This is a genomic window from Caenimonas sp. SL110, assembly GCF_001044395.1.
GTDB lineage: Bacteria > Pseudomonadota > Gammaproteobacteria > Burkholderiales > Burkholderiaceae_C > Ramlibacter.
Genome location: NZ_JANU01000013.1, coordinates 103,776 through 127,053, shown reverse-complemented (window position 1 = coordinate 127,053; position 23,278 = coordinate 103,776). Strand labels below are relative to the sequence as shown.

Here is a 23,278-nt window from a genome sequence, read left to right as displayed (position 1 = left end):
TGTGAGCGTTTAAATTTGATTGCGGTTTCCAGAAAGGAGGTGATCCAGCCGCACCTTCCGATACGGCTACCTTGTTACGACTTCACCCCAGTCACGAACCCTGCCGTGGTAATCGCCCTCCTTGCGGTTAGGCTAACTACTTCTGGCAGAACCCGCTCCCATGGTGTGACGGGCGGTGTGTACAAGACCCGGGAACGTATTCACCGTGACATTCTGATCCACGATTACTAGCGATTCCGACTTCACGCAGTCGAGTTGCAGACTGCGATCCGGACTACGACCGGTTTTATGGGATTAGCTCCCCCTCGCGGGTTGGCAGCCCTTTGTACCGGCCATTGTATGACGTGTGTAGCCCCACCTATAAGGGCCATGAGGACTTGACGTCATCCCCACCTTCCTCCGGTTTGTCACCGGCAGTCTCATTAGAGTGCCCAACTAAATGTAGCAACTAATGACAAGGGTTGCGCTCGTTGCGGGACTTAACCCAACATCTCACGACACGAGCTGACGACAGCCATGCAGCACCTGTGTTACGGTTCTCTTTCGAGCACTAAGCCATCTCTGGCAAATTCCGTACATGTCAAAGGTGGGTAAGGTTTTTCGCGTTGCATCGAATTAAACCACATCATCCACCGCTTGTGCGGGTCCCCGTCAATTCCTTTGAGTTTCAACCTTGCGGCCGTACTCCCCAGGCGGTCAACTTCACGCGTTAGCTTCGTTACTGAGTCAGTGAAGACCCAACAACCAGTTGACATCGTTTAGGGCGTGGACTACCAGGGTATCTAATCCTGTTTGCTCCCCACGCTTTCGTGCATGAGCGTCAGTACAGGTCCAGGGGATTGCCTTCGCCATCGGTGTTCCTCCGCATATCTACGCATTTCACTGCTACACGCGGAATTCCATCCCCCTCTACCGTACTCTAGCTATGCAGTCACAAATGCAGTTCCAAGGTTGAGCCCTGGGATTTCACATCTGTCTTACATAACCGCCTGCGCACGCTTTACGCCCAGTAATTCCGATTAACGCTTGCACCCTACGTATTACCGCGGCTGCTGGCACGTAGTTAGCCGGTGCTTATTCTTACGGTACCGTCATTACGCCGAGGTATTAGCTCAGCGCGTTTCGTTCCGTACAAAAGCAGTTTACAACCCGAGGGCCTTCATCCTGCACGCGGAATGGCTGGATCAGGCTTTCGCCCATTGTCCAAAATTCCCCACTGCTGCCTCCCGTAGGAGTCTGGGCCGTGTCTCAGTCCCAGTGTGGCTGGTCGTCCTCTCAGACCAGCTACAGATCGTCGGCTTGGTGAGCCTTTACCCCACCAACTACCTAATCTGCCATCGGCCGCTCCAATCGCGCGAGGTCTTGCGATCCCCCGCTTTCATCCGTAGATCGTATGCGGTATTAGCGTAGCTTTCGCTACGTTATCCCCCACGACTGGGCACGTTCCGATGTATTACTCACCCGTTCGCCACTCGCCACCAGGGTTTCCCCCGTGCTGCCGTTCGACTTGCATGTGTAAAGCATTCCGCCAGCGTTCAATCTGAGCCAGGATCAAACTCTACAGTTCGATCTTGATTTTTTTGCCCCTTTCGGGGCCACTCATTTGGAATTGACAAGATTTTGATTTCTCAATTTCCTGTCTCTTACTTATGAGCGTTTAAAGGTCTTGCGACCTAGTTCCGAAGAACTTGGCAATCACCTTCAAACGCTCACGCTTATCGGCTGTATATTTTTAACGAACTTCGTTTGCATTTGCTCGACTTATCGTCTTTGCTTTTGCTTGCTTTGCTGCGATCAGCAGAGCCTCGAATTATCGCAGGTTTTGTTAAGTCCTGTCAACTTTAAGGTCTTTCTACTTTCTTCGCGTCTTGCTTTGTTTCGGTTGGAAACTTAGCTTGATTTGTTTTCAGCAGAGCCTCGAATTATATACCAGCTTTTAACTTCCGGTCAACTCAAGGCATCTTTTTTTTACCTTCTCTGCTTTTCACTTCGTTTGCCGTTAGAGGCATTCGCTGTGTTCAGCCGAGCCATCGACTATAGCACGCCATTTCTCCCGATTGCAATACCGCATCAAATTTTCTTTGAGCGGCGAGTCAAAGCAGAAGCTGCACAGACGAACGACCATAACACTCTAGGACAGCGCGCCGGCTTAACCTCCAACGCCCACTGATAATTGCACGCTAAATGGCACTACTCACTCTTCTGAACGCTCAACTTGCCTTTGGCCACGTTGCGCTACTGGATCACACAGACTTCTCGCTTGAAGCGGGCGAGCGCGTGGGTCTCATCGGGCGCAATGGCGCCGGCAAATCATCGCTCCTCAAGATCCTCACCGGCGTTGAACGCGCAGACGACGGCATCCTCCAGTTGCAGAAGGGGTTGCGCATCGCCTATGTTGCACAGGAGCCGATTCTGGACAGCGCAGGTACAGTGTTTGACGCCGCCGTTGAGGGTCTTGCCGACGTTATAAGTTTCATTGATCAATACACGCATGGACAAGGCGATCTTGACCGCCTGCAAGGCGAGATCGAGGCGCAGGATGGCTGGAACTGGGAGCAGCGGGTGAACGAAACCCTGCAACGGCTGCACCTGGAACCCACCGCAATCATCGGCTCGCTGTCGGGGGGCACCAAGAAGCGAGTCGCACTCGCGCAAGCTCTTGTACGGAAGCCGGATGTGCTATTGCTTGACGAGCCAACGAACCATCTCGATTTGGACTCCATTGAATGGCTCGAGAATTTGCTGATTGAGTTCCGCGGCAGTATCGTTTTCATCACCCACGACAGAACCTTTCTCGACAAGGTTTCTACGCGCATCGTCGAGTTAGACCGGGGACAGCTGCGTTCATATCCGGGGAATTTCACCCAATACGGGCTACAGAAGGAAGAGCAGCTCCTACAGGAATCCATCATCTCCGCGAAGGCCGACAAGCTGCTTGCTCAGGAAGAAGTCTGGATCCGCAAAGGCGTCGAAGCGCGCCGCACGCGCGCCCAGGGCCGCATCACCCGTCTGGCCCGGCTTCGCGAAAACCGCGCTGCCCGGCGAGACGCGCTGGGCAGCGTGCGTCTCGATGTTGCGTCAGGGGCTCCGAGCGGAAAGATCGTCGCCGAACTCACCAAGGTCAGCAAGTCTTATGGAAGCAAAGCGATCGTCAAAGACTTCACCGCTACGATTTTGCGAGGAGACAAGGTCGGGCTGGTTGGCCCCAATGGAGCGGGCAAGACCACGCTGTTGCGCATGATCCTTGGCGAGCTCGCACCCGATAGCGGAAAAATCCGGCAAGGCTCGAATCTGCAGATTGCCTACTTTGACCAGATGCGCGAGGCGCTTGACCTTGATGCCACGCTTGAAGACTTCATCAGCCCCGGTAGTGAGTGGATCGAAATCGGCAACCAGCGCAAGCATGTGAAGAGTTATCTGGGCGACTTTCTCTTCTCGCCTGCCAGATCGAACTCGCCCGTGCGATCTCTTTCCGGTGGGGAAAGAAATCGCCTGCTCTTGGCTCGACTGTTTGCGCGGCCCGCCAATGTGCTCGTGCTGGACGAACCCACGAACGACCTGGACATTGACACACTTGAGCTGCTTGAGGATCTCCTGCAAGACTATCCGGGCACGGTGTTTCTGGTCAGTCACGACCGGACGTTCCTGGACAACGTAGTCACCAGCACCATCGTCTTCGAGGGCGATGGCATGTGGCGCGAGTACGAGGGCGGCGTGCAGGACTGGCTGACTCAATCCCGCAGGGCAATGGCAATGGCAGAAGCCGCAAAGCCACGAGCCCCGATTCCAGCAGCCGACCCTACCCCTCCACTTATCGCCCGCCCAGCGCTCGCACAGAAGCGCAAACTCAGCTTCAAGGAGCAGCGTGAACTGGATGGACTCCCTGCGCTGATCGAGGCGCTTGAAAAGGAGCAGGCCAGCATCAATGGTGAACTTGCCGATGCAGGCATCTACGCGTCTGACCCCGGCCGCGCGGTGCTCTTGACGGAGCGCTCCTCGAAAATAGACGATGAGCTACTTGAAGCATTGGGCCGCTGGGAGGCGCTCTCCCCGGTGTAGCTCTTGTCTGGCAACCTTGCGGCGTCGACGCTGACTTCTGTGGCTACCGCTGAGACGCGCTTGGGCGTAGAGTCGCTGCACAACCATGCCCACTCCAATCGCGTCCGACGTCTTCCTACCCATCGCTTGGACTCGCGTCTGGCGCCTGGTCCTTGTCCTTGCCACCGCACTGGTTGCAGGCTGCGCGACGACCTTGCCTCCCAACACGGGGCGTACGCCGTCCAGGGCAATCGAGAGTTACGGCGATACCGCGTTAGGCCGGCTCACTGAGCAGCGCAGGGCGGCGAGCGCCAGCCGAAGCGATTCCGCATTCATGCTCTTGCCGGGCGCCGACGATGCCATGTCCAGCCGACTTGCACTCATCGATGCAGCCCAGCGTTCGCTCGACCTTCAGTACTACGCGATCCATGCCGACAACAGTACCGAGCTGCTTCTTCAGAAGATCCGAGACGCTGCGCGCCGGGGCGTTCGTGTGCGGGTCCTTATCGATGACTTCAACCTCGTCGGCAAGGACGCTCAAGTCCTGCGGCTGGCCTTTGAGTCCAACGTCGAGATCCGCCTGTTCAACCCCATAGCCGGCTCCCGCAACTCACTGATGGGTCGCGCTTTCACGGCACTTGCGGACCTTGAGCGCTTGCAAAAGCGCATGCACAACAAGCTCTTCATCGCCGACAACGCGATGGGGATCACCGGCGGGCGCAATCTTGGCGACGCCTACTTCGGCTCTGGCGATGTCAGCAACTTCCTGGACCTCGACGTCCTGGCCGCAGGCCGTGTGGTGCGAGACATGTCCGCCAGTTTCGACCACTACTGGAACGACGAGCTGGCTTACCCGATGCAAAGGCTCGTATCTGCGCAAGATCTGGAGGACCTGCGCAAGTTACCCTCAGCCTCTACTGCGGCCCCAGCTAATCCACCGCAATCGCCAACGGCCACCGCACCCATCACCCCAAGGCCGACTCCAGCGTCCACAGCCTCTCAGGTCATGCCCGATGCGTCGCCCTCAGCCGTTGTCGATGCCGACACGGGACGGTTGAACCTGCGCACGATTCCACTGGTGTGGGCTCCTTCCGTGCTGCTTGCCGATCAACCCGGCAAGATCGGCCCTGGCGACGATGAGGTCGACGCCGGCGAGACGCTCATCGACGGCCTGCTGAGCCTCATGGAGCAGGCACGCCAGGAAGTGCTGATCGTGTCGCCGTATTTCGTTCCCGGCAAGCCCATGATGGAAGTGTTTGCTCGCATGCGCGCCAAGGGCGTAAGCGTGCGGGTGCTAACGAACTCCCTCGCTTCGAACGATGCCCCGGCGGCGCACGCGGGATATGCACGTTATAGGCATGACTTGCTGGGCCTGGGGATCGACCTTTACGAGATGCGAGCAGACCAGGAAGGCACCGCCGCCGGCGCCGGTCTGGCGGGAAGCGGTGGAGGAAGGAGAGTTGCGGCGGGCTCAAAAACCGCCAATTCACACTCCAGCCTGCACGCCAAGGCAGTAACGATCGATGGCCGCCTTGCCGTGATTGGCTCGATGAACCTGGACCTGCGGTCGCAACGCCAAAACAGCGAAGTCGCACTTGCAATTCGCAGCCCGGTGCTCAGTCAGCAACTGCGCAGGCAGTTCGAGACCACGGTCACGCAAGGTGCCTACCGGCTCGGACTCGATGGCGACCGGCAGCTGGTCTGGCGCGCACCCCAGGGCGCACGGTTCACGGACGCTCGCAGCGAGCCCGACGCCACCGCACGCCAGAAGGCGCTGGTGTTCATGATCGGCCCCTTTGCGCCCGACGAAATGCTCTAGATCAGCGCACCTCTCAACGAATCGTCCTGACAATTTCAGAGAAAACATTCCAGAACACAGCATCCTGTGCGGTGGCAAAGTTGATTCGCATCAACGTCGACGGCTTGCGCTGTGCATGAAATAAGGCGCCCGGCGCCAGCAGGTAGCCCTCATCGAGCATTCGCTGGGCCAGCGCATCTGTATCAACGCCTGTGTCTACCCATCCGAACAAGCCCGCCGGCTCTGCCGCAAATGTGCAACCAGCACTGAGGGCGAGCTTGACCGTCCGGCTGCGGGCCGCATCCAGGCGCGTCTTGATGCGCTCCGCATGACGGCGCAGCTGGCCCTGCTCCATGCATAACGCCAATGCCTTTTCAAGCAATGCGGGCGTGGTCAGCGTTCCCAACAGCTTCGTATCGAGAAATCGCTCCACCAGATGGGCCGGCGCGGCCACGAATCCCACACGCCAGTTCGGGGCCAGGATCTTGGCAAATCCACTCACATAGATCGTCCGTTGCAGACCGTCTAGCGCACACAGGCGCGTGGCATGTTCCGGCGCGATGTGACTGTACGTGTCATCTTCGACGATGTGGAACTGATGCTGCGTGGCAAGCTGCAGCAAACGATGCGCGCTGCCGGGCGTAAGGCTGTATCCCGTGGGGTTGTGAAGCACGCTCACGCTGACGTACAGCTTGGGCTGGTGCGCTTCGCAATAGCGTGCCATGACCTCCAGATCGGGCCCGTCGGGCCGCCGCGGCACTGGCAAGAGCCGCATGCCCATCGCATTGAGACGGGCAAACTCAACCGCCCACCCCGGATCCTCGACCATCACGTGATCGCCGGCACGCAGCAATGTTCGACTCACGATATCCAGGGCGTGGGTGGCTCCAACGGTCGTGATGATGTTGTCGGGCGACGCCGGCACATTGAGGCCGGATAGCTTGTTCGCCAGCATCCTGCGCAGGCCGCTATCGCCCATCGGCTCGCCGTATTGCAGCGAAAACTCCTGAAGCGCCCGCGACCCCGTCACCTTGCGCACCGCGGCAGGCATGAACGTGGATTCCAGCCAGTCCGCAGGAAAAACGCCCATTCCCGGTTGCGGCTTGTTGCTCACCTTGTGGAACATGCCGCGAATAAGCGCTGTCGCGTCGATCGGCGCGGGGCTGCGAGGTGCAATGCCGGTCGCGGTCTGCCATGCCGCAGACGCGCCGGGGCCATCGAGAACGGGTGCGGCCCGAGGCGCCTCGGCCCTCAACTCACGCACGAAAAACCCTCGGTTCTTGCGCGCTTCGACCAATCCCTGTGCGAGCAGCTGATCGTAGGCGGCTACCACCGTAGAAGGGCTGACTCCATGCTGCGCCGCGCACTGCCGCACCGAGGGCAATCGCGCACCGGGCGCCAGCAATCGGTCGCGTATGCGCTGGCCAAAGCGAGCCGACAACTGCTCGGTCAGTGAGTGGGCTGATGTCTTCATCAACATCTGGAGTCCTTGCGTGTGTTGCCCCAGGCAGCAGTACAGTACGAAAACTGCGCTGGAATTCTGTACTGATAGTGTATGGCTTCGCCACATTACAGTGAACGCCATGCGCTCGCAAGCCCTCCCCCAATTCACACCGAGCGCGAACGAAACTCGTGGCCTTTGGCTCGGCCTCGCAGGCGTGACCATTTTCGCGCTCACATTGCCAATGACGCGCCTGGCGGTCGGCACTGCGCAGGCCCCGCAGATGTCGGGCGTCTTCATAGCCCTGGGACGGGCAGTCGTGGCCGCCATGCTGTCCGTCGCATTCCTCGTCGCAACACGCGCCCCCATTCCACGCCGCGCTGACTGGCTGCCGCTAGCCATCACCTCGGCAGGCGTCGTCTTCGGATTCCCCCTTCTCACCTCGATCGCGATGCGCCATGTCGAAGCCGTCCACGCCAGTGTGATCGTCGGGGTCCTTCCACTGGCAACGGCCGCCGTCGGCGCCTGGCTTCAACGGCAGCGCCCCTCGGCAGGATTCTGGTTGTGCGCGGTGCTGGGAAGCGCCCTGGTCGTCACCTTCGCGATGCTGCGCTCGGGCAGTACCGGTTTGCACCTGCAAATGGCCGATCTTCTCCTGCTTGCCGCCATGGGGTGCGCCGCTGTCGGCTATGGCTGGGGCGCCAAACTGTCGCAGCGCATGCGTGCGGAGCACGTCATCTGCTGGGCGCTGGTCATCGCCTTGCCATTGACAGCGCCAGTTGCCTTTTTGAGCAGACCGCAGGAGCCCGTGACGCTTGCAGCATGGCTTGGATTCGCCTACGTCGCAGTATTCTCGATGTGGATCGGCTTTTTCGCGTGGTACCGAGGGCTGGCGCTCGGTGGGACCGTGCGGGTGAGCCAGGTACAGCTTGTCCAGCCGTTCCTGGGCATGCTGTTCGCGGTACCACTTCTGGGCGAAAAGCTTGATGCGCTGACAGTCGGCTTCGCGCTTGCCGTCATCGCCACTGTATTCATCGGCAAGAAAATGCCAGCTTCCGGAGCAAAGACATGAAACTGAACGACCTTCCCCCCACCCAGTGGGCCATGGCGCGCCGCGCTGAAAAAATGAACCCGTCTGTCATTCGGGAAATCCTCAAGGTCACCGAGCGCCCCGGCATCATCAGCTTTGCAGGGGGCCTGCCTTCACCCAGGACATTTCCCGTCAGCGAGTTCCGCGCCGCATGCGAAGCAGTACTTCTGCACGACGGCGCAGCAGCCCTGCAATACGCGGCGAGCGAGGGATACGCTCCCCTGCGCGAGGCCGTTGCTGCCATGCTGCCCTGGGCCGTCGATCCGGCGCAAGTCCTGATCACCACGGGCTCCCAGCAAGGACTGGACCTCATCGCCAAAGTCCTCATCGACAGTGACTCGCGCATCCTGGTCGAAACACCCACCTATCTCGGAGCGTTGCAGGCCTTCGCGCCCATGGAGCCCGCCGTGGTCAGCGTCGCGAGCGACGACGACGGAATCGATCTGGGCGACTTTGCGGCAAAGGCGGCAGGCGCGCGATTCCTCTACGTCCTGCCCAATTTCCAGAACCCCACCGGTCGCACCATGACCGAAGCGCGCCGCGCCGCCCTGTCGCAGCGCGCCATGGAACTGGGCGTCCCCATCGTCGAAGACAACCCCTACGGCGACCTGTGGTTCGATGCGCCGCCGCCGGCGCCGCTCACCGCACGCAACCCCGACGGCTGCGTCTACCTCGGTTCGTTCTCCAAGGTTCTGGCACCCGGCCTGCGCCTGGGTTTCATGGTCGCACCCGCCAACCTCTATCCCAAACTGCTGCAAGCCAAGCAGGCGGCCGACCTCCACAGCCCCAGCTTCAACCAGCGGATGGTGGCCGAAGTGCTCAAGGACGGCTTCCTGGATCGCCATGTGCCGACCATCCGCGCGCTGTACAAGTCGCAACGCAACGCCATGCTGGCCGCACTCCAGCGCGAGATGAAGGATCTTGACGTGCAATGGAACACACCCGCCGGGGGCATGTTCCTGTGGGCACGCCTGCCGCAAGGCATCGATTCGGTGAAGCTGCTGCCCGAGGCTGTGGACAAGGGCGTGGCGTTTGTCCCCGGCTCGGCCTTCTACGCCGAAGGCGGCGATCCGCGCACGATCCGGCTGTCGTTCGTGACAGCGACAGCCGAGCAGATCGATACCGGCATCGCCGCGCTTGCAGCAGCAATCCGCGAACACAGGCAGTAACCGACATGCTCAGAATCTGGGGTCGCCTGTCGTCCATCAATGTCCGAAAGGTGGTGCTCGCCGCCCAATGGCTGCAGGTGCCCTTCGAACGGATCGATGCCGGACACGAATTCGGCATCGTGAAAACGCCCGAATACCTCGCGAAGAATCCCAACGCGATGGTGCCCCTGATCGAAGACGGCGAGTTCAGCCTCTGGGAATCCAACGTCATCGTGCGCTACCTGTGCGCAAAGCACTCTGCTGGCGGGCTTTATCCGCTATCGCTGCAGGAGCGCTTCGACGCCGAGCGCTGGATGGACTGGCAGCAAACCACGCTCAATCCCGCAGGCCGCAATGCGTTCGTGCAACTGATGCGCACCCCGGCAGAAAGACGCAAGCCGGAACTCGTTGCGCAATCCGTCGCCGACACCGAACCATTGATGGCGATGCTCGACGAACACCTTGCAATTGAGCCATTCATGGGCGGTGACGCCTTCGGCATGGCCGACATCCCGATCGCCTGCGAGATCCATCGCTGGCAAGGACTCCCGCTGGAGCGCCCAACGCGCCCTGCGCTTGATCGCTGGTACCGGGGCATCCTCTCGCAGCCCGCGTCCCGCGGCGTACTCGACCTTTCACTGTCCTAGGCAAACCTGTCCATGCAAACACGCAATTTCAAGCAGGTGGACGTCTTCACGCCGACGCCCTACCTGGGCAATCCGCTGGCGGTTGTGCTGGATGGCGCGGGGCTCTCCACCCAGGAGATGCAGCACTTCACCAACTGGACAAACCTGTCAGAGGCGACGTTCCTGCTGCCGCCCACAGTCTCCGGCGCAGACTATCGCGTCCGCATCTTTTGCCCGGGACGTGAACTTCCCTTTGCCGGTCATCCGACGCTCGGCACATGCCACGCATGGCTGGAAGCCGGGGGGCGCCCGCACGGCGACGAGGTTGTGCAGGAATGCGGCGTGGGCCTTGTCAGGATCAGGCGTGACGGAAAGCGGCTTGCATTTGCAGCGCCACCGCTGATCCGCGGCGGCCCTCTCGATGACGCCGATGTCGCACTGATTGCGCGCGGTCTGGGCGTGCAGCGCGATGACATCGTCGCCCACGCCTGGTGCGACAACGGCCCCAAGTGGCGAGGCGTCATGTTGCGCTCTGCCCAACAGGTCCTTTCTCTCAAACCCGATAGCGCCATCCTTGCGGGGCTCGACATCGGCGTTGTGGGACCGCGGGGCAAGGTGGGTGTGGTTGGCGCTCGCGAAGGCGATGCGGACATCGCGTTCGAGGTCAGGGCCTTCTTTCCCGGCAACAACGGCATGGCCGAAGACCCTGTCACAGGCAGCCTCAATGCTGCGCTTGGCCAATGGCTGATCGGCGCAGGCCTGGCTCCCGATCGCTACGTGGCGAGTCAGGGAACAGCGCTCGGCCGAGCCGGCCGCGTGCACATCGAACGCGATGCCACCGGGCAAGTCTGGGTCGGCGGCGAATCGGTCACCTGCATTTCCGGGACCGTCGCGCTATGACCCCGGGCGCACAGGTCGACCATCTGGTCATCGTCGCAGACACGCTCGAACAGGGCGAGCAATGGTGCAAAGCGACCCTGGGCGTGAAGCCTGGTCGCGGCGGCGTCCATCCGCTGATGGGCACGCACAACCGGTTGCTGCGAATCGACAGCCCGGCATGGCCCCGCGCCTACCTGGAAATCATCGCCATCGATCCCTCGGTTGCGCAGCCTGCGCGCCGGCGCTGGTTCGATATGGACGATTCAGTGCTGCAACAGGCCGTGCGTGAGCAACCCCGGCTTGTGCACTTTGTGGCGTCCACCGCCGACGCGCACATCGCCCACCAGGCCCTGAAAACCCTGGGCATCGACCGCGGCCCCCTGCTCCAGGCCGAGCGGCCCATCCCCGATGGCATGCTGCGATGGAAGATCAGCGTGCGCGACGACGGCCAGCGACTTTTCTACGGCGGCCTGCCCACCTTGATCGAATGGGACGGTCCGCACCCCACAGACACGATGCCCGCCAGCGGCCTCACGCTGCAAGGCTTGCGCATGAACCACCCACGCCCGGGTGACCTGACCGCTGCCCACACGGCCATTGGTTTGACCGGCGTCGCTGTGCAAGAGGGTCCGCCCAACCTGTCGGCAACGCTGATGACCCCCAAGGGTGCCGTCACGATCGAGTCATCCGGCACCTGACCCCCATGAACTTCAGCCCTGAACAAGTACAAGCCGCGCGCGACACCGTCTACGCCGTCATGCCGCCGACGCCGCAATACGCGTGGCCCATGCTGTGCGAACGGCTCGGCGCCAAGGTGTGGGTCAAGCACGAAAACCACACGCCAGCCGGTGCGTTCAAGGTGCGCGGCGGCCTGACCTACTTTGCCAATCTCGCGGCATCGGGTGCCGGCCAGCGCGGCGTGATCACCGCGACACGCGGCAATCACGGGCAATCAGTGGGATTCGCTTCCCGCAAGTACGACCTGGAAGCCACCATCGTCGTCCCGCATGGCAACTCGATCGAAAAGAACGCGGCGATGCGCACGCTCGGTGCAACGCTGATCGAACACGGCGACGACTTCCAGGCCGCACGCGAATACGCCATTGCCTTGTCGCAAGAGCGAAACCTGCACATGGTCCCTTCGTTTCACCATGACCTCATTCGAGGCGTGATGACGTACTGGCTGGAGTTCTTTGAAAGCTTCCCGCGCGGTGAAGAACCCGAGGTCGTGTTCGTTCCGATCGGCCAGGGGTCCGGGTTTTGCGCGGCGGTGGCAGCGCGTGCATTCACAGGCGCGCGGTCCGCTCTGGTGGGCGTGGTGTCGGCACATGCAACCACCTACCTCGACTCCTTTCGTGCGGGACACATTGTCCAGGCACCCGTCAGCACCCAGCTGGCTGACGGCATGGCCTGCCGAATTGCCGACCAGGAAGCGCTCGAAGTGGTCCTGGCCAGCGCCCACGATGTAGTCGCTGTCACTGACGATGAAGTCGCCAATGCCATGCGCGTGCTGTTCTCGGACACACACAACGTCGCCGAGGGCGCAGGCGCAGCGGGCCTTGCAGCGGCTATCGCGCAGCAGGACCGCTGGCGCGGCAAGACCATCGGATTCGCCCTGACCGGCGGCAATGTTGACAGCGCGGTTTTCGCACGGGTGCTGTCGCCTGCGTAGCACCCGGTCGCGCCTGCGACTGGGCAACCACGGCCACAGCACCAAAATGCACCTATGGGCACCCTCTACCTGGTCCGGCACGGACAAGCCTCGTTCGGCGCGCAAGACTACGACCAGCTCAGCGACCTGGGTCGCCGGCAAAGCGTGCGCCTGGGCGAATACTTCGCGAACAAGGGCCTCCATTTCGACGCCCTGATCGCCGGCACGCTCAAGCGCCACAAGCAGACCCTCGCCGGAATTCTCGAAGGCATGAACCACGAGGGCGAACATCTGTCGTGGGAAGGCCTGAACGAATACGACAGCGAAGCAGTGATCGCCACCGTTCATCCGCACAAGCTGGAAAAGCCGACTTCGCCCGAGATGTACCGTCACCACTTCCGCCTGCTGCGCGACGGCCTTGCGCAGTGGATGGCGGGTGTCGTTTCACCGCGCGGCATGCCCAGTTATCCGCAATTCGTGACCGGCGTTTCCAGCGCACTGGATCATGTTCGCGCCAACCACCACGGCAAGAACGTGCTGATCGTCTCCAGCGGCGGCCCGATCTCCACCGCCGTGGGCCAGGTGCTGGGTACCAGCGCCGAAACAACGATCGACCTGAACATGCGCATCCGCAATACGTCGGTCACCGAGTTCGCATTCACGCCCAAGCGCCACATGCTGGTCAGCTACAACGCCGTCGCGCACCTCGATGGCCCCGAACATGCGGGCTGGGTGACTTACTCCTAAACTGGCGGGATGAATCCCGAGTCCGATGCAGCGCCACGCTGGCGCGTGATCTGCCTGTGCGCGCAGTGGTGCGGTGTATGCCGCGAGTGGCAGGTCATCTTCCAGGCCGAATCTGCCTTGCACCCGCAACTGGAATTCGCATGGATCGACGTTGAAGACGAAGCCGATGCGATGGGCGATGTCGATATCGAAACCTTCCCCACGCTGATGATTGCCCGAGATGACGAGCCGCTCTTTTTCGGCCCCGTGCAGCCGTCGGGCGCGCAGTTTTCAAGGCTGCTCTCCAGCCTGCTGGAAACCGGGTCGGCATCGGGTCCGGTATCGCCCGAGGCGGGTCCGTTGATGCAGTGCCTTGGCGCCGTCCTGCTAGCAAAACGCTAGCAACAACACGTAACGGCGCAAGGTCAAGTCCTACAGTTAGCGGCATGGCTTTGCTGACGGGTGCGATGGCTGAGTGCCGCGCTAATAAAGGCATGGCAGCGCCAATGCCGCCATGCATTAACCCCAGCATCAGGAGCCAAGCATGCAATCCAACGACATCAGCACCCAGGAGTCCAGCAACCCGGCCATGTCCGAGTCGGGCTCCAACCTGTCTTCCAGCGAAGTCTCGACCAACCAGAGCAACCAGCCCAGCCGCACAGGACGTTCCAATCGAGGTTTTGCCTCGATGGACCCCAAGCGCCAGCGCGAAATTGCCAGCGAAGGTGGCCGTGCAGCCCACGAAAAGGGCACGGCCCACGAGTTCACATCGGAAGAAGCCCGAGCCGCCGGCCGCAAGGGCGGCCAGGCACGCAGCCGCAGCGCGCGTTCACGCAGCGAGGCCAGCAATTCGGGGAGTTCAGAGAGCGGTCGATAAGCCCTGCGGGGCGTGAGCCCCACGGGGTATCAACACAAGGAGTGGATTACCACTCGCCGACCAGGCGCACGCGCTGGTCGAGTTCGGCCGGCAGCTCCAGCTGCCGTGCCGGTGGTTGCGATGGAGCAACCGATTCGCCCGCCACGATGCGGCGGATCATTTCGGCGGCCGACGTACGAGGCGGCTGACTCGGAATCTTTTTTGGTACTTTGACGGCGGCAAATCGCATGGCGGCTCCTTTCTTGACTCAAGTGTAGGAACAGCCGTGTTTCGCCTTTGTGACCAAGCGCACACGAACACAAATTTAACGTTGTCGAGTGGCCCTTGCGCAACAGGCCGCGAGGCTGTCATTGCGGACTTCATCCGCAAGCCACAGAACCCCGAATTCATGGATGCCGGATCGCGTCCGGCATGACAGGCAACTGGATCGTGCCCAAAGGAAGCGAAGCGATTTCCTGCAACAGCCGCGCAAGCTGCAGCCCCGCTTCATCAAGAACAGCGCGCCCCTTGTCCGCTGTCGCGGCAAGCGCATTGCCGCACGCGCCCTCCATGTTGTAGTCCTGCATGGCCCAACCCAGCTTGGCACTCTTGCCATTGCCCAACACGGGATACATCTGCGCGCGGTCCTGCGAGGTCGAGTGGAAGTCGCGTGCCTTGCCCATGACGACCAGCTCCGGGTTCAGGGCCAGCATCATCGACGTCTCGATTTCACCCGCGTGCACACCGAACCGGTGCTCGTCCGCGCTGAAAAGCCCGGTCACAGCATCACCCAGGGGCAGGTTCCACCAGCTGCAGCTGTAGACAATCAGGTTGCTGCGCGTGCGCAGTTCACGCGCCACGATGTCCATCAGGCTGACCTGGCCGCCGTGCGAATTGAGCAACAAAAGCTTTTTCACACCACTTGCCGCCACACACTGACCGAGTTCGACCCAATTCGCGATGACCGTGGACGCGGACAGCGTCAGCGTGCCAGGGAAAGCGGTGTGCTCCGGGCTGTACCCCACCTGCTGCGTCGGCAGGAACAGCGGCCCCCAACCCGGCGGCAGGTGCGGCAACGCGGCGGCGATCACGCCATCCACCAAGGCCTGGTCTACCCGAAGGGGAAGGTGAGGTCCATGCTGCTCCGTCGCGGCGACAGGCAAGACCGCCACCGTGGTCGCGGGATCGAAATTCGCGAAATCGCGGGTGGTGAGGTCGGCCCAGAAGCGCGGGGTTGTCATGGGCGCATGTTAATCGCGCGATGGGCCGCGGCGGCGATGTGCCCGGCATCAACCTGGAAGAACGCTCGCAGCGCCGCGCGCGTATCGCTGCGGCCGAATCCGTCCGTGCCGAGCGTCGCATAGCGCCGCCCCGAGGGAACAAAGGCCCGGATGCTCTCCGGCACGGCGCACACATAGTCGGTCGCCGCAATGATCGGACCGCTCGTGGCCGCGAGTTGCCGGGTGACAAAGGCGGACGCGCCGCCTGATTGCGCATCGGCTCGCCGCCCGTCGCGTGCCAGTTCACTCCAGCTGGTCACGCTCATCACATCACAAGCCACCCCCTCCGACGCAAGTAACTGCGCCGCCTTGAGCACTTCGGTCAGGATCGCGCCCGACCCCATCAGCGTCACCCGTGAACGCTCGGCGCCCACAGCCGCCACCTGCGTAAACCGGTAACACCCGCGAACCACATCGTCCTGCACACCTGCCGGCAAGTCGGGCTGGGCGTAGTTCTCGTTCATGAGCGTCACGTAATAGAAGACATCCTGCTGCTCGACCAGCATCTCCTGCATGCCGCGCTGGATGATCACTGCCATCTCCCCCGCAAAGGCCGGGTCGTAGGCCTTGCAGTTCGGAATCGTCGCGGCCACCAGATGGCTGGAGCCGTCCTGGTGCTGCAGCCCCTCGCCGCCCAAGGTCGTTCGGCCCGACGTGGCGCCCAGCAGGAATCCGCGCGCGCGCTGGTCGGCGGCCGCCCAGATCGCATCGCCCACGCGCTGGAAGCCAAACATCGAGTAGTAGATATAGAAGGGCAGCATCGCAACGCCATGCACGCTGTAGCTGGTCGCTGCCGCCGTCCAGCTGGCGATTGCGCCGGCTTCGCTGATGCCCTCCTCCAGGATCTGGCCGTCGAGCGCCTCGCGGTACGACAGCACCGATCCGATGTCTTCCGGCTCGTATCGCTGGCCGACACTCGAATAGATGCCGACCTGCTTGAACAGGTTGGCCATGCCGAACGTGCGCGCCTCGTCGGCCACGATGGGAACCAGCCGCTGGCGGAACGCGATGCCCTGCGGGCCGGGTGTCGTGTCCTTGAGCAGGTTGCCCAGCAGCCGCACGAACGCCATCGTGGTGGACATCTCCTTGCCGCCGGCTTGCGTCGCGAATGCCGCGTAGCTTTCGATCGATGGCACGCTCACTGCATCGCTTCGCGCCACGCGTTGCGGCATGTAGCCGCCCAGCGCCTTGCGCCGCGCATGCAGATACCGCATCTCCGGGCTGTCAGCTTCTGGCCGGAAGAACTCCAGGTTACGCGCCTGCTCGTCCGACAGCGGCAGATTGAACCGGTTACGAAACTCCACCAGCGCCACGTCGTCGAGCTTCTTCTGGCTATGCGTGGTCATCTTCCCCTGGCCCGCCGAACCCATGCCGTAGCCCTTTTTGGTGTGGGCCAGAATCACCACCGGTTCGCCGCGATGGGCCGAAGCAGCCGCATATGCCGCATGAATCTTCACCAGATCATGGCCGCCACGCTTGAGCCGGTCGATCTGCTCGTCGGTCATGCCCTGGGCCAGACGCGCCAGCTCCTCGTTCTGCCCGAAGAAGGTGTCGCGATTGAACCGGCCGTCCTTGGCCGCGAACGTCTGCATCTGGCCGTCGACGGTGTGCGCAAAAGCGCGTGCCAGCGCACCGGTCGTGTCACGCGCAAAGAGGCCGTCCCAATCGCTACCCCACACGAGCTTGATCACACGCCAGCCCGCGCCGCGAAACAGCTTCTCCAGCTCGTCGATGATGCGTCCATTGCCGCGCACCGGGCCGTCCAGCCGTTGCAGGTTGCAGTTGACGACCCAGACCAGGTTGTCGAGCTTTTCGCGCGAAGCCAGCGTGAGCGCGCTCATGCTCTCGGGCTCGTCCATCTCGCCGTCGCCGAACACGCCCCAGACCTTGCGAGCGCCGCAATCGAGCAGCCCGCGATGCGTGAGGTAGCGCATGAAACGCGCGTGATAGATCGAGCTGATCGGGCCGATTCCCATGGAGCCGGTGGGGAACTGCCAGAAATCGGGCATCAGGTAAGGATGCGGATAGCTGGACAGGCCGCGGGCACCGGCAGCCGGCGCCGTGAGCTCCTGCCGGTAGAAGGAAAGATCGGCCTCGGTCAGGCGGCCTTCCAGAAACGCGCGCGCATAGACACCGGGGGCGCTATGCGGCTGGTAGAACACGAGGTCACCGCCCTGCCGGTCATTGCGCGCCTGGAAGAAGTGGTTGAAGCCAACTTCAAAGAGATCTGCCGCGCTCGCGTAACTGGCGATGTGCCCGCCCAGCTCGCCATAGGCCGCATTGGCGCGCGCCACCATCGCCAGCGCATTCCATCGCATGAGGGAGCCCAGGCGCTCTTCAATGGCAAGGTCGCCGGGAAATGCCGGCTGCTGGTCGACCGCAATCGAATTGACGTACGGCGTGACCAGCTCAGGCGACCACGCGACATGCGGGCTGCGAGCCAGATTAGCCAGCTGATCGAGGATGAAACGGGCGCGCGCCGGACCCTGGGTTGCAACCAGCGCGAGGAAGGCCTCCCGCCATTCGGCGGTTTCACCCGCATCGACGTCATCGATTTCAGTCTGGAGGTAACGGGTCAGGCTGGGGTCACTCATCCCCACACTGTAGGCAACCTGCGGCAAGTTTGGGTGGTGCGGGCAGGATAAAGTAGCGCGCAACACGGGAGCACAGCAAATGGTATTACTCGAATTCGCGATGGCGCCCCACGGCCAGGGCGAGAGCCTGAGCGCACACGTCGCACGCATCCTGGACGTCATCGACAAGAGCGGCATAACCTACCAGCTCACCCCCATGGGCACCATCCTCGAAGGCGAATGGGAAGACGTGATGGGCGTGGTGACCGCCTGCTTCAAGACCCTGCAAGTCGATTGCCCGCGCATCGGCATGAACCTCAAGGTGGACTATCGCGCCGGGCCCGAGTCGCGCCTGTCCAGCAAGATCGAGAAAGTGCAAGCGCGGCTTGGCCGCCAACTCAAGCACTGAGTGCGCCGCCATGCCACGGATTTGCGCCGCTGACCTGCTGCCGCTGCCGCCCGGGCTCATCGCCATCACCGGCGATGAAGGCTCAGGCAAGACAACGCTGCTGCGCGGCCTTGGCAGTGATTCACTCTGGCTGGATCTGTCCTTGCCGGGACGTGACGACCAGACGCCGCAGCAGGTGTGGGCTGCACTGCGCCAACCTTGCAGCCGATGGGACGAGGCGTTGCACGAGGACCTGATGACGGCCCTGGGCCTGCAACCCCATCGGGGCAAAAAGCTTTTCATGCTCTCCACCGGAAGCAGGCGCAAGGTGGCGCTGGTCGGCCTGCTCGCGAGCGGGGTTACCGTCACTTGCCTGGACCAGCCCTTCGCGGCGCTGGACGCATCATCGGCCGGCGTCATCCGCGAATTCCTGGCCGATGCCGCCGATCACCCCTGGCGAACATGGGTGGTCGCAGATTACGTCGCCGATGAGCGCCTGCCCTGGCGGCGTGAAGTCAAACTGACCTGGCCGATGGGCCAATGAGTTCACCTTCGGCGGCGTGCCCAGCCTGAAACCGCGAAAATCACCCGATGACCCAAGAGCTATTTCGTGAAGACGCCTATTTGAGGCAGACCCCGGCCACTGTCGTGTCGGTCGACCCGAGCGGCATCATCCTGGACCGCACGGTCTTCTACCCCCTGGGCGGCGGGCAGGCAGGCGACGCGGGCGTGCTGGAACTTGCAGGCGGCCAGACGCTGGTCATCGCCGACACCCGCAAGGCCAAGGACGCCGAGGGCAAACCCACCTTGGGCATCTGGCATGTGCCCGCTCCGGGGCAGGAGGCGCTGGTCTCGCAACTGAAGACGGGCGACACGGTGACGGCACGCGTCGACTGGGAGCGCCGCCACCGGCTGATGCGCTTCCACACCACGACGCACCTGCTGTGCAACCTGGTGCCGCAGCTGGTCAACGGTTGCTCCATCACCCCCGATTACGCGCGCCTGGACTTCAACATGACCGACCCGCTGGACAAGGACGCGTTGACACAAGGCATCGCGCGCCTGGTCGCGGCGGCTCACCCCATCGTCGTGAGCTCGATCACCGATGAACAACTCGATGCCAATCCAGCCCTGGTCAAGAGCATGTCCGTGCAGCCGCCGCGGGGCACCGGGCGAATCCGCACGATCCGCATCGGCGCGGGCGGTGCGGATGGGCAGGTCGACTTCCAGCCGTGCGGCGGCACCCACGTGGCCAATACATCGGAGATTGGCGCTGTGGTTGTGACCAAGATCGAAAAAAAGAGCGCCACCACCCGTCGGGTCGTGCTGGGATTCGCGTGAACGCAGGAACTTGCAGCCGGGTTTGCGGCTCGGACACAACAATGAAATCTGGCTTTGCGCGTTCGCGCCTCACCTCCCTGTTTTCCCTGGTGGCATTGACCCTGGGTCTCGCTGTGCCATTGGCTGCGCCTGCACAGTCGGCTGGCAAGTCGGTCGTCACCAGCGAACGCGTACGCGCTGAACTGATGGCCCATGCGCCGGACGGCATTGGTCCCGGCAAACAGGTCTGGGTCGGGCTGCAGCTGGCTCACCAGCCCGAGTGGCACACCTACTGGAAGAACTCCGGCGACTCCGGCTTGCCCACGCAGCTGCAATGGACGCTGCCTGCCGGCGTGACCGCCGGCGACATCGCCTGGCCCACGCCGAAAAAAATCCCGATCGGCCCGCTTGCCAACTACGGCTACGAGGGCACGGTGCTGCTGCCCGTACCGCTCACGATCAGTGCTGACTACAAGCCGTCGGTTCTCTCCAAAGACCTGGAAGTCAAGCTCAAGGGTAGCTGGCTGGTCTGCAAGAAAGAATGCATTCCCGAAGAAGGCGACTTCACGCTGAAGATCCCGGCGACCAGCACCACAGCCCTCAACGGCCCGGCCTTCGACGCCAGCTTTGCGGCGCAGCCCACGCCCGTCACGGGCGCCAGCACCGTCAAGGTCGATGGCAACGCGATCAGGGTCAGCGTGGCAGGCCTGCCTGCAACGGCGCGCGGCAAGACACTGGAGTTCTTCCCCGAACCCGCAGAAGTCATCGAAACATCCGCGCAGTGGACCCAGGCCTGGCAGGGTGACGTGTGGACGGCGCAGGTGCCCTTGTCCCCGCAGCGCAGCCAGAGCCCCGACGTCTTTGCGCTCGTCGTTGCGCAGGGTGCGCAGAGCTGGCGCGCTGAAGCAAAGGTCGATGGCGGCTGGCCGGCAGTCGCCGCTGCAGCCGGACTGTCACCCGCGCTCGAAGCGGCGCTGCGTGGCAATGCCCAGACAGCGGCAGCCGCACCGGCCGGACCCTCGCTCTCGCTGGTCGCCGCGCTGATCGGTGCCATCCTGGGCGGCATGATCCTGAACCTGATGCCCTGCGTGTTTCCTATCCTCGCGATCAAGGTGGTCGGGTTCACGCGCCACGCCGATGACCAGCGCGGCCATCGCATCGCAGGGCTGGCTTACAGCGCCGGGGTTGTCCTGTCTTTCATTGCGCTCGGCGCGGCGATGCTGGCCCTGCGTGCCGCCGGCGAGCAACTGGGTTGGGGCTTCCAGCTTCAATCGCCCGCAGTGGTGGCTGCGCTTGCGGCCCTCTTCACCCTGATCGGATTGAACCTCGCGGGGGTGTTCGATTTCGGCTCATTCGTGCCGTCCAGTGTTTCTTCGATGGAGGCCAAACACCCCGTCGCCAATTCCTTCCTGTCGGGCGTGCTCGCAGTCGCCATCGCCTCGCCCTGCACGGCGCCGTTCATGGGCGCGTCGCTGGGCCTGGCCATCGGATTGCCGGCCTGGGAGGCGCTGCTCGTCTTCGCCGCGCTTGGAATCGGCATGGCCTTGCCTTACCTCGCCGCGAGCTGGGTGCCTGCAGTTGCGCGCCTCTTGCCGCGACCGGGCGCATGGATGGAAACCTTCCGCCGCTTCATGGCCTTCCCCATGTTTGCCACGGTCGTGTGGCTGGTATGGGTGCTGGGCCAGCAAAGCGGCATCGATGGCGCGGGCGCACTGCTGGTGCTGCTGGTGGCGATGAGCATGGTGATCTGGGCCTTCACGCTGCGCGGACGCAGCCGCTCGGTGGCGGCAACGATCGCGGTTGCAAGCCTCGCCTTCGTGGCCTGGGCCGCAGGTCCGTACGTCACGCGGGCGCAAGCACCTGCAACCTCCACGCAGGCGAGCGGCCCCTGGCAGCCCTGGGAGCAGAGCCGCGTCGATCAACTCGTCGCCGCCGGTGAGCCGGTGTTTGTCGACTTCACTGCCGCCTGGTGTGTCACCTGCCAATACAACAAGAAGACCACCCTGGCCAACCCGGATGTGCTGGCCGACTTCACCGCCAAAAAAGTCGTGATGCTGCGGGCCGACTGGACGCGCCGCGATCCGGCGATCACCGCCGCGCTGCAGCAACTGGGCCGCAATGGCGTTCCCGTTTATGTGTTCTACCGGCAGGGCCGCCCGCCGGTCGTGCTGTCGGAAGTGCTGGGCGTGGATGAAGTCCGCTCGGCGATTGCCCAACTCTAGTTTTCAAGGAGAACCCCATGCTGCTGCGCCGTGAATTCATCGCCTTGTCTGCATTGGCCTTTGGCGTGCAGGCGCACGCATCGGCCGTCGTTGGACAGCCTGCGCCGGAGTTCTCGCTCACCGATGTGAACGGCAAGAGCGTCAAGCTCGGCGACTTTCGCGGCAAGCATGTCGTGCTGGAGTGGACCAACCCCGGCTGCCCCTATGTGCAAAAGCACTACAACAGCGGCAACATGCCGGCCACGCAGAAGGAAGCTGTCGACAAGGGCGTCGTGTGGCTCGCGATCAACTCCACCGAAAAGGCGGCATCTGATTACCTGGAGCCGGCCAAGCTGGTTGCCTGGATGAAAGAGCGCAAGTCGGTGACGAGCGCGACGTTGATGGATGTGGACGGTGTCGCCGGTCGGGCATATGGCGCGCGCACCACGCCGCACATGTACATCGTCGATCCGCAGGGCAAACTGGTTTATGCAGGCGGCATCGACAGCATTGCATCGAGCCGCGCCGAAGACATCAAGACCGCCGTCAACTATGTGCGCCAGAGCCTGAATGAAGCGCTGGCCGGCAAGCCCATCAGCATGGCCTCGACAAGGCCGTATGGGTGTTCGATCAAGTACAAGGCCTGACAAAAGGTCAAGCGGCTATCGCGCCCCCCGTCTGTTGTTGCGGACCGAAACCAGAGGGAGCCTGCGAATCCGCCGCAATCCATGACTTCAACGGCCAGCGCGCCCCTTGCGTACACTGCCCGCATGAATTCCATCAGCGAGCTGCGGCGCATCCTGGGCACCTGCCGGACTGTCGCCATCGTGGGTCTTTCGCCGCAATGGCACCGGCCCAGTTTCTTTGTTGGCAAGTACCTGCAGGGGCACGGATACCGGATCGTTCCGGTCAATCCGTCGGCCACTGAAATCCTCGGCGAGACCTGCTACCCCAGTGTCACCGCCGCAGCGAAGGCGCTCGCAGCCAGGGGCGAAAAGATCGACATGGTCGATTGCTTTCGCCGCACCGAAGACATCGCGCCCATCGCCGACGAAGCCATCGCCATTGGCGCAAAGTGCCTGTGGCAACAGATCGGTGTCATCAACGAAGAAGCGGTTGCGAAGGCGCGTGCCGCAGGCCTTGATACCGTCGTCGATCGCTGCGTGAAGATTGAACATGCGCGCCTGTTCGGCGGCCTGAACTGGGCCGGCGTCAACACCAAAGTGATCTCGTCGCGCCGCCCGCAGCAACTGCCGTACTGAA

21 protein-coding genes and 1 rRNA gene are annotated in these 23,278 nt (G+C 62.6%); 17 read left to right on the top strand and 5 right to left on the bottom strand.

What is annotated here, in order from left to right; genetic code table 11:
- Positions 1-32 precede the first annotated feature (32 nt).
- A 16S ribosomal RNA gene (locus AQ12_RS08880) occupies positions 33-1,567 on the bottom strand.
- Positions 1,568-2,184: 617 nt separating this feature from the next.
- Between AQ12_RS08880 and AQ12_RS08875 the strand changes: the two genes are divergently transcribed.
- Entirely contained in the window at positions 2,185-4,059 is a 1,875-nt protein-coding gene (locus tag AQ12_RS08875; RefSeq protein ID WP_048439523.1) for an ATP-binding cassette domain-containing protein, read from the top strand.
- Between the two features lie 85 nt (positions 4,060-4,144).
- Entirely contained in the window at positions 4,145-5,857 is a 1,713-nt protein-coding gene (locus AQ12_RS08870) for a phospholipase D family protein (protein WP_048439522.1), read from the top strand.
- A 13-nt stretch (positions 5,858-5,870) separates the two neighbouring features.
- Here AQ12_RS08870 and AQ12_RS08865 read toward each other — a convergent pair whose 3' ends face one another.
- Positions 5,871-7,316 carry a PLP-dependent aminotransferase family protein gene (locus tag AQ12_RS08865; protein ID WP_048439521.1) on the bottom strand — a complete coding sequence of 482 codons (1,446 nt, stop codon included), beginning with the start codon at positions 7,314-7,316 and terminating at the stop codon, positions 5,871-5,873.
- A gap of 103 nt (positions 7,317-7,419) precedes the next feature.
- On the opposite strand from AQ12_RS08865, the gene AQ12_RS08860 reads away from it, so the two are divergent.
- From AQ12_RS08860 to AQ12_RS08820, 9 genes are all read left to right on the top strand, one after another.
- A complete protein-coding gene (locus AQ12_RS08860; protein ID WP_048439769.1) occupies positions 7,420-8,349 on the top strand; it encodes a DMT family transporter in 930 nt (309 codons plus the stop codon).
- Positions 8,346-9,536 carry a PLP-dependent aminotransferase family protein gene (locus AQ12_RS08855; protein WP_048439520.1) on the top strand — a complete coding sequence of 397 codons (1,191 nt, stop codon included), beginning with the start codon at positions 8,346-8,348 and terminating at the stop codon, positions 9,534-9,536. The genes AQ12_RS08860 and AQ12_RS08855 overlap by 4 nt, the downstream gene beginning before the upstream one ends.
- Before the next feature lie 5 nt (positions 9,537-9,541).
- Entirely contained in the window at positions 9,542-10,162 is a 621-nt protein-coding gene (locus tag AQ12_RS08850) for a glutathione S-transferase family protein (RefSeq protein WP_048439519.1), read from the top strand.
- A 12-nt stretch (positions 10,163-10,174) separates the two neighbouring features.
- On the top strand, positions 10,175-11,041 hold the full coding sequence (locus AQ12_RS08845) for a PhzF family phenazine biosynthesis protein (RefSeq protein WP_048439518.1): 867 nt from the start codon (positions 10,175-10,177) through the stop codon (positions 11,039-11,041).
- Entirely contained in the window at positions 11,038-11,718 is a 681-nt protein-coding gene (locus tag AQ12_RS08840) for a VOC family protein (protein ID WP_048439517.1), read from the top strand. Before AQ12_RS08845 ends, AQ12_RS08840 begins: the two co-directional genes overlap by 4 nt.
- Positions 11,719-11,723: 5 nt before the next feature.
- A complete protein-coding gene (locus AQ12_RS08835; protein ID WP_048439516.1) occupies positions 11,724-12,692 on the top strand; it encodes a threonine dehydratase in 969 nt (322 codons plus the stop codon).
- A gap of 54 nt (positions 12,693-12,746) precedes the next feature.
- A complete protein-coding gene (locus AQ12_RS08830) occupies positions 12,747-13,418 on the top strand; it encodes a histidine phosphatase family protein (RefSeq protein WP_048439515.1) in 672 nt (223 codons plus the stop codon).
- A gap of 9 nt (positions 13,419-13,427) precedes the next feature.
- Positions 13,428-13,799 carry a co-chaperone YbbN gene (locus AQ12_RS08825; RefSeq protein ID WP_048439514.1) on the top strand — a complete coding sequence of 124 codons (372 nt, stop codon included), beginning with the start codon at positions 13,428-13,430 and terminating at the stop codon, positions 13,797-13,799.
- 142 nt (positions 13,800-13,941) lie between these two features.
- Complete coding sequence (locus tag AQ12_RS08820) at positions 13,942-14,274, top strand: KGG domain-containing protein (protein WP_369799004.1); 333 nt, start codon at positions 13,942-13,944, stop codon at positions 14,272-14,274.
- A gap of 46 nt (positions 14,275-14,320) precedes the next feature.
- Here the strand turns inward: AQ12_RS08820 and AQ12_RS22725 are convergent, their stop codons facing one another.
- The 3 genes from AQ12_RS22725 to mdeB form a co-directional block, all read right to left on the bottom strand.
- On the bottom strand, positions 14,321-14,503 hold the full coding sequence (locus tag AQ12_RS22725; RefSeq protein WP_152682731.1) for a hypothetical protein: 183 nt from the start codon (positions 14,501-14,503) through the stop codon (positions 14,321-14,323).
- Between the two features lie 157 nt (positions 14,504-14,660).
- Positions 14,661-15,494 carry a creatininase family protein gene (locus AQ12_RS08815; RefSeq protein WP_048439513.1) on the bottom strand — a complete coding sequence of 278 codons (834 nt, stop codon included), beginning with the start codon at positions 15,492-15,494 and terminating at the stop codon, positions 14,661-14,663.
- Entirely contained in the window at positions 15,491-18,127 is a 2,637-nt protein-coding gene (gene mdeB / locus AQ12_RS08810) for an alpha-ketoglutarate dehydrogenase (RefSeq protein ID WP_048439512.1), read from the bottom strand. Before mdeB ends, AQ12_RS08815 begins: the two co-directional genes overlap by 4 nt.
- 79 nt (positions 18,128-18,206) lie before the next feature.
- On the opposite strand from mdeB, the gene AQ12_RS08805 reads away from it, so the two are divergent.
- The 6 genes from AQ12_RS08805 (at position 18,207) to AQ12_RS08780 (ending at position 23,277) form a co-directional block, all read left to right on the top strand.
- The gene (locus tag AQ12_RS08805) at positions 18,207-18,515 is read left to right on the top strand and encodes an MTH1187 family thiamine-binding protein (RefSeq protein ID WP_048439511.1); all 309 of its coding nucleotides are present in this window, start codon (positions 18,207-18,209) and stop codon (positions 18,513-18,515) included.
- Positions 18,516-18,525: 10 nt separating this feature from the next.
- On the top strand, positions 18,526-19,038 hold the full coding sequence (locus AQ12_RS08800) for a hypothetical protein (RefSeq protein WP_048439510.1): 513 nt from the start codon (positions 18,526-18,528) through the stop codon (positions 19,036-19,038).
- A gap of 47 nt (positions 19,039-19,085) precedes the next feature.
- Positions 19,086-19,835, top strand: a complete 750-nt coding sequence (locus AQ12_RS08795; protein WP_048439509.1) for an alanyl-tRNA editing protein — start codon at positions 19,086-19,088, stop codon at positions 19,833-19,835.
- Between the two features lie 41 nt (positions 19,836-19,876).
- Positions 19,877-22,036, top strand: a complete 2,160-nt coding sequence (locus AQ12_RS08790) for a thioredoxin family protein (RefSeq protein ID WP_082151489.1) — start codon at positions 19,877-19,879, stop codon at positions 22,034-22,036.
- A gap of 17 nt (positions 22,037-22,053) precedes the next feature.
- Positions 22,054-22,662 (top strand): thioredoxin family protein, encoded by a 609-nt coding sequence (locus tag AQ12_RS08785; protein ID WP_048439508.1) that lies wholly within the window; start codon positions 22,054-22,056, stop codon positions 22,660-22,662.
- A gap of 123 nt (positions 22,663-22,785) precedes the next feature.
- Positions 22,786-23,277, top strand: coding sequence for a CoA-binding protein (locus tag AQ12_RS08780; RefSeq protein WP_048439507.1), 492 nt, complete (start codon positions 22,786-22,788; stop codon positions 23,275-23,277).
- The last annotated feature ends 1 nt before the right edge of the window (position 23,278 follow it).

Bases quoted from the DNA above. Each gene is read 5' to 3' on its own strand.
- AQ12_RS08855 (WP_048439520.1), top strand. From the start codon at position 8,346: ATGAAACTGAACGACCTTCCCCCCACCCAGTGGGCCATGGCGCGCCGC.
- AQ12_RS08800 (WP_048439510.1), top strand. From the start codon at position 18,526: ATGCCACGGATTTGCGCCGCTGACCTGCTGCCGCTGCCGCCCGGGCTC.
- AQ12_RS08875 (WP_048439523.1), top strand. From the start codon at position 2,185: ATGGCACTACTCACTCTTCTGAACGCTCAACTTGCCTTTGGCCACGTT.
- AQ12_RS08790 (WP_082151489.1), top strand. From the start codon at position 19,877: ATGAAATCTGGCTTTGCGCGTTCGCGCCTCACCTCCCTGTTTTCCCTG.
- AQ12_RS08840 (WP_048439517.1), top strand. From the start codon at position 11,038: ATGACCCCGGGCGCACAGGTCGACCATCTGGTCATCGTCGCAGACACG.
- AQ12_RS08865 (WP_048439521.1), bottom strand. From the start codon at position 7,316: ATGTTGATGAAGACATCAGCCCACTCACTGACCGAGCAGTTGTCGGCT.
- AQ12_RS08825 (WP_048439514.1), top strand. From the start codon at position 13,428: ATGAATCCCGAGTCCGATGCAGCGCCACGCTGGCGCGTGATCTGCCTG.
- AQ12_RS08845 (WP_048439518.1), top strand. From the start codon at position 10,175: ATGCAAACACGCAATTTCAAGCAGGTGGACGTCTTCACGCCGACGCCC.
- AQ12_RS08815 (WP_048439513.1), bottom strand. From the start codon at position 15,494: ATGACAACCCCGCGCTTCTGGGCCGACCTCACCACCCGCGATTTCGCG.
- AQ12_RS08785 (WP_048439508.1), top strand. From the start codon at position 22,054: ATGCTGCTGCGCCGTGAATTCATCGCCTTGTCTGCATTGGCCTTTGGC.
- AQ12_RS08795 (WP_048439509.1), top strand. From the start codon at position 19,086: ATGACCCAAGAGCTATTTCGTGAAGACGCCTATTTGAGGCAGACCCCG.
- AQ12_RS08820 (WP_369799004.1), top strand. From the start codon at position 13,942: ATGCAATCCAACGACATCAGCACCCAGGAGTCCAGCAACCCGGCCATG.
- AQ12_RS08860 (WP_048439769.1), top strand. From the start codon at position 7,420: ATGCGCTCGCAAGCCCTCCCCCAATTCACACCGAGCGCGAACGAAACT.
- AQ12_RS08870 (WP_048439522.1), top strand. From the start codon at position 4,145: ATGCCCACTCCAATCGCGTCCGACGTCTTCCTACCCATCGCTTGGACT.
- AQ12_RS08830 (WP_048439515.1), top strand. From the start codon at position 12,747: ATGGGCACCCTCTACCTGGTCCGGCACGGACAAGCCTCGTTCGGCGCG.
- AQ12_RS08850 (WP_048439519.1), top strand. From the start codon at position 9,542: ATGCTCAGAATCTGGGGTCGCCTGTCGTCCATCAATGTCCGAAAGGTG.
- AQ12_RS08805 (WP_048439511.1), top strand. From the start codon at position 18,207: ATGGTATTACTCGAATTCGCGATGGCGCCCCACGGCCAGGGCGAGAGC.
- AQ12_RS08835 (WP_048439516.1), top strand. From the start codon at position 11,724: ATGAACTTCAGCCCTGAACAAGTACAAGCCGCGCGCGACACCGTCTAC.
- AQ12_RS08780 (WP_048439507.1), top strand. From the start codon at position 22,786: ATGAATTCCATCAGCGAGCTGCGGCGCATCCTGGGCACCTGCCGGACT.
- mdeB (WP_048439512.1), bottom strand. From the start codon at position 18,127: ATGAGTGACCCCAGCCTGACCCGTTACCTCCAGACTGAAATCGATGAC.
- AQ12_RS22725 (WP_152682731.1), bottom strand. From the start codon at position 14,503: ATGCGATTTGCCGCCGTCAAAGTACCAAAAAAGATTCCGAGTCAGCCG.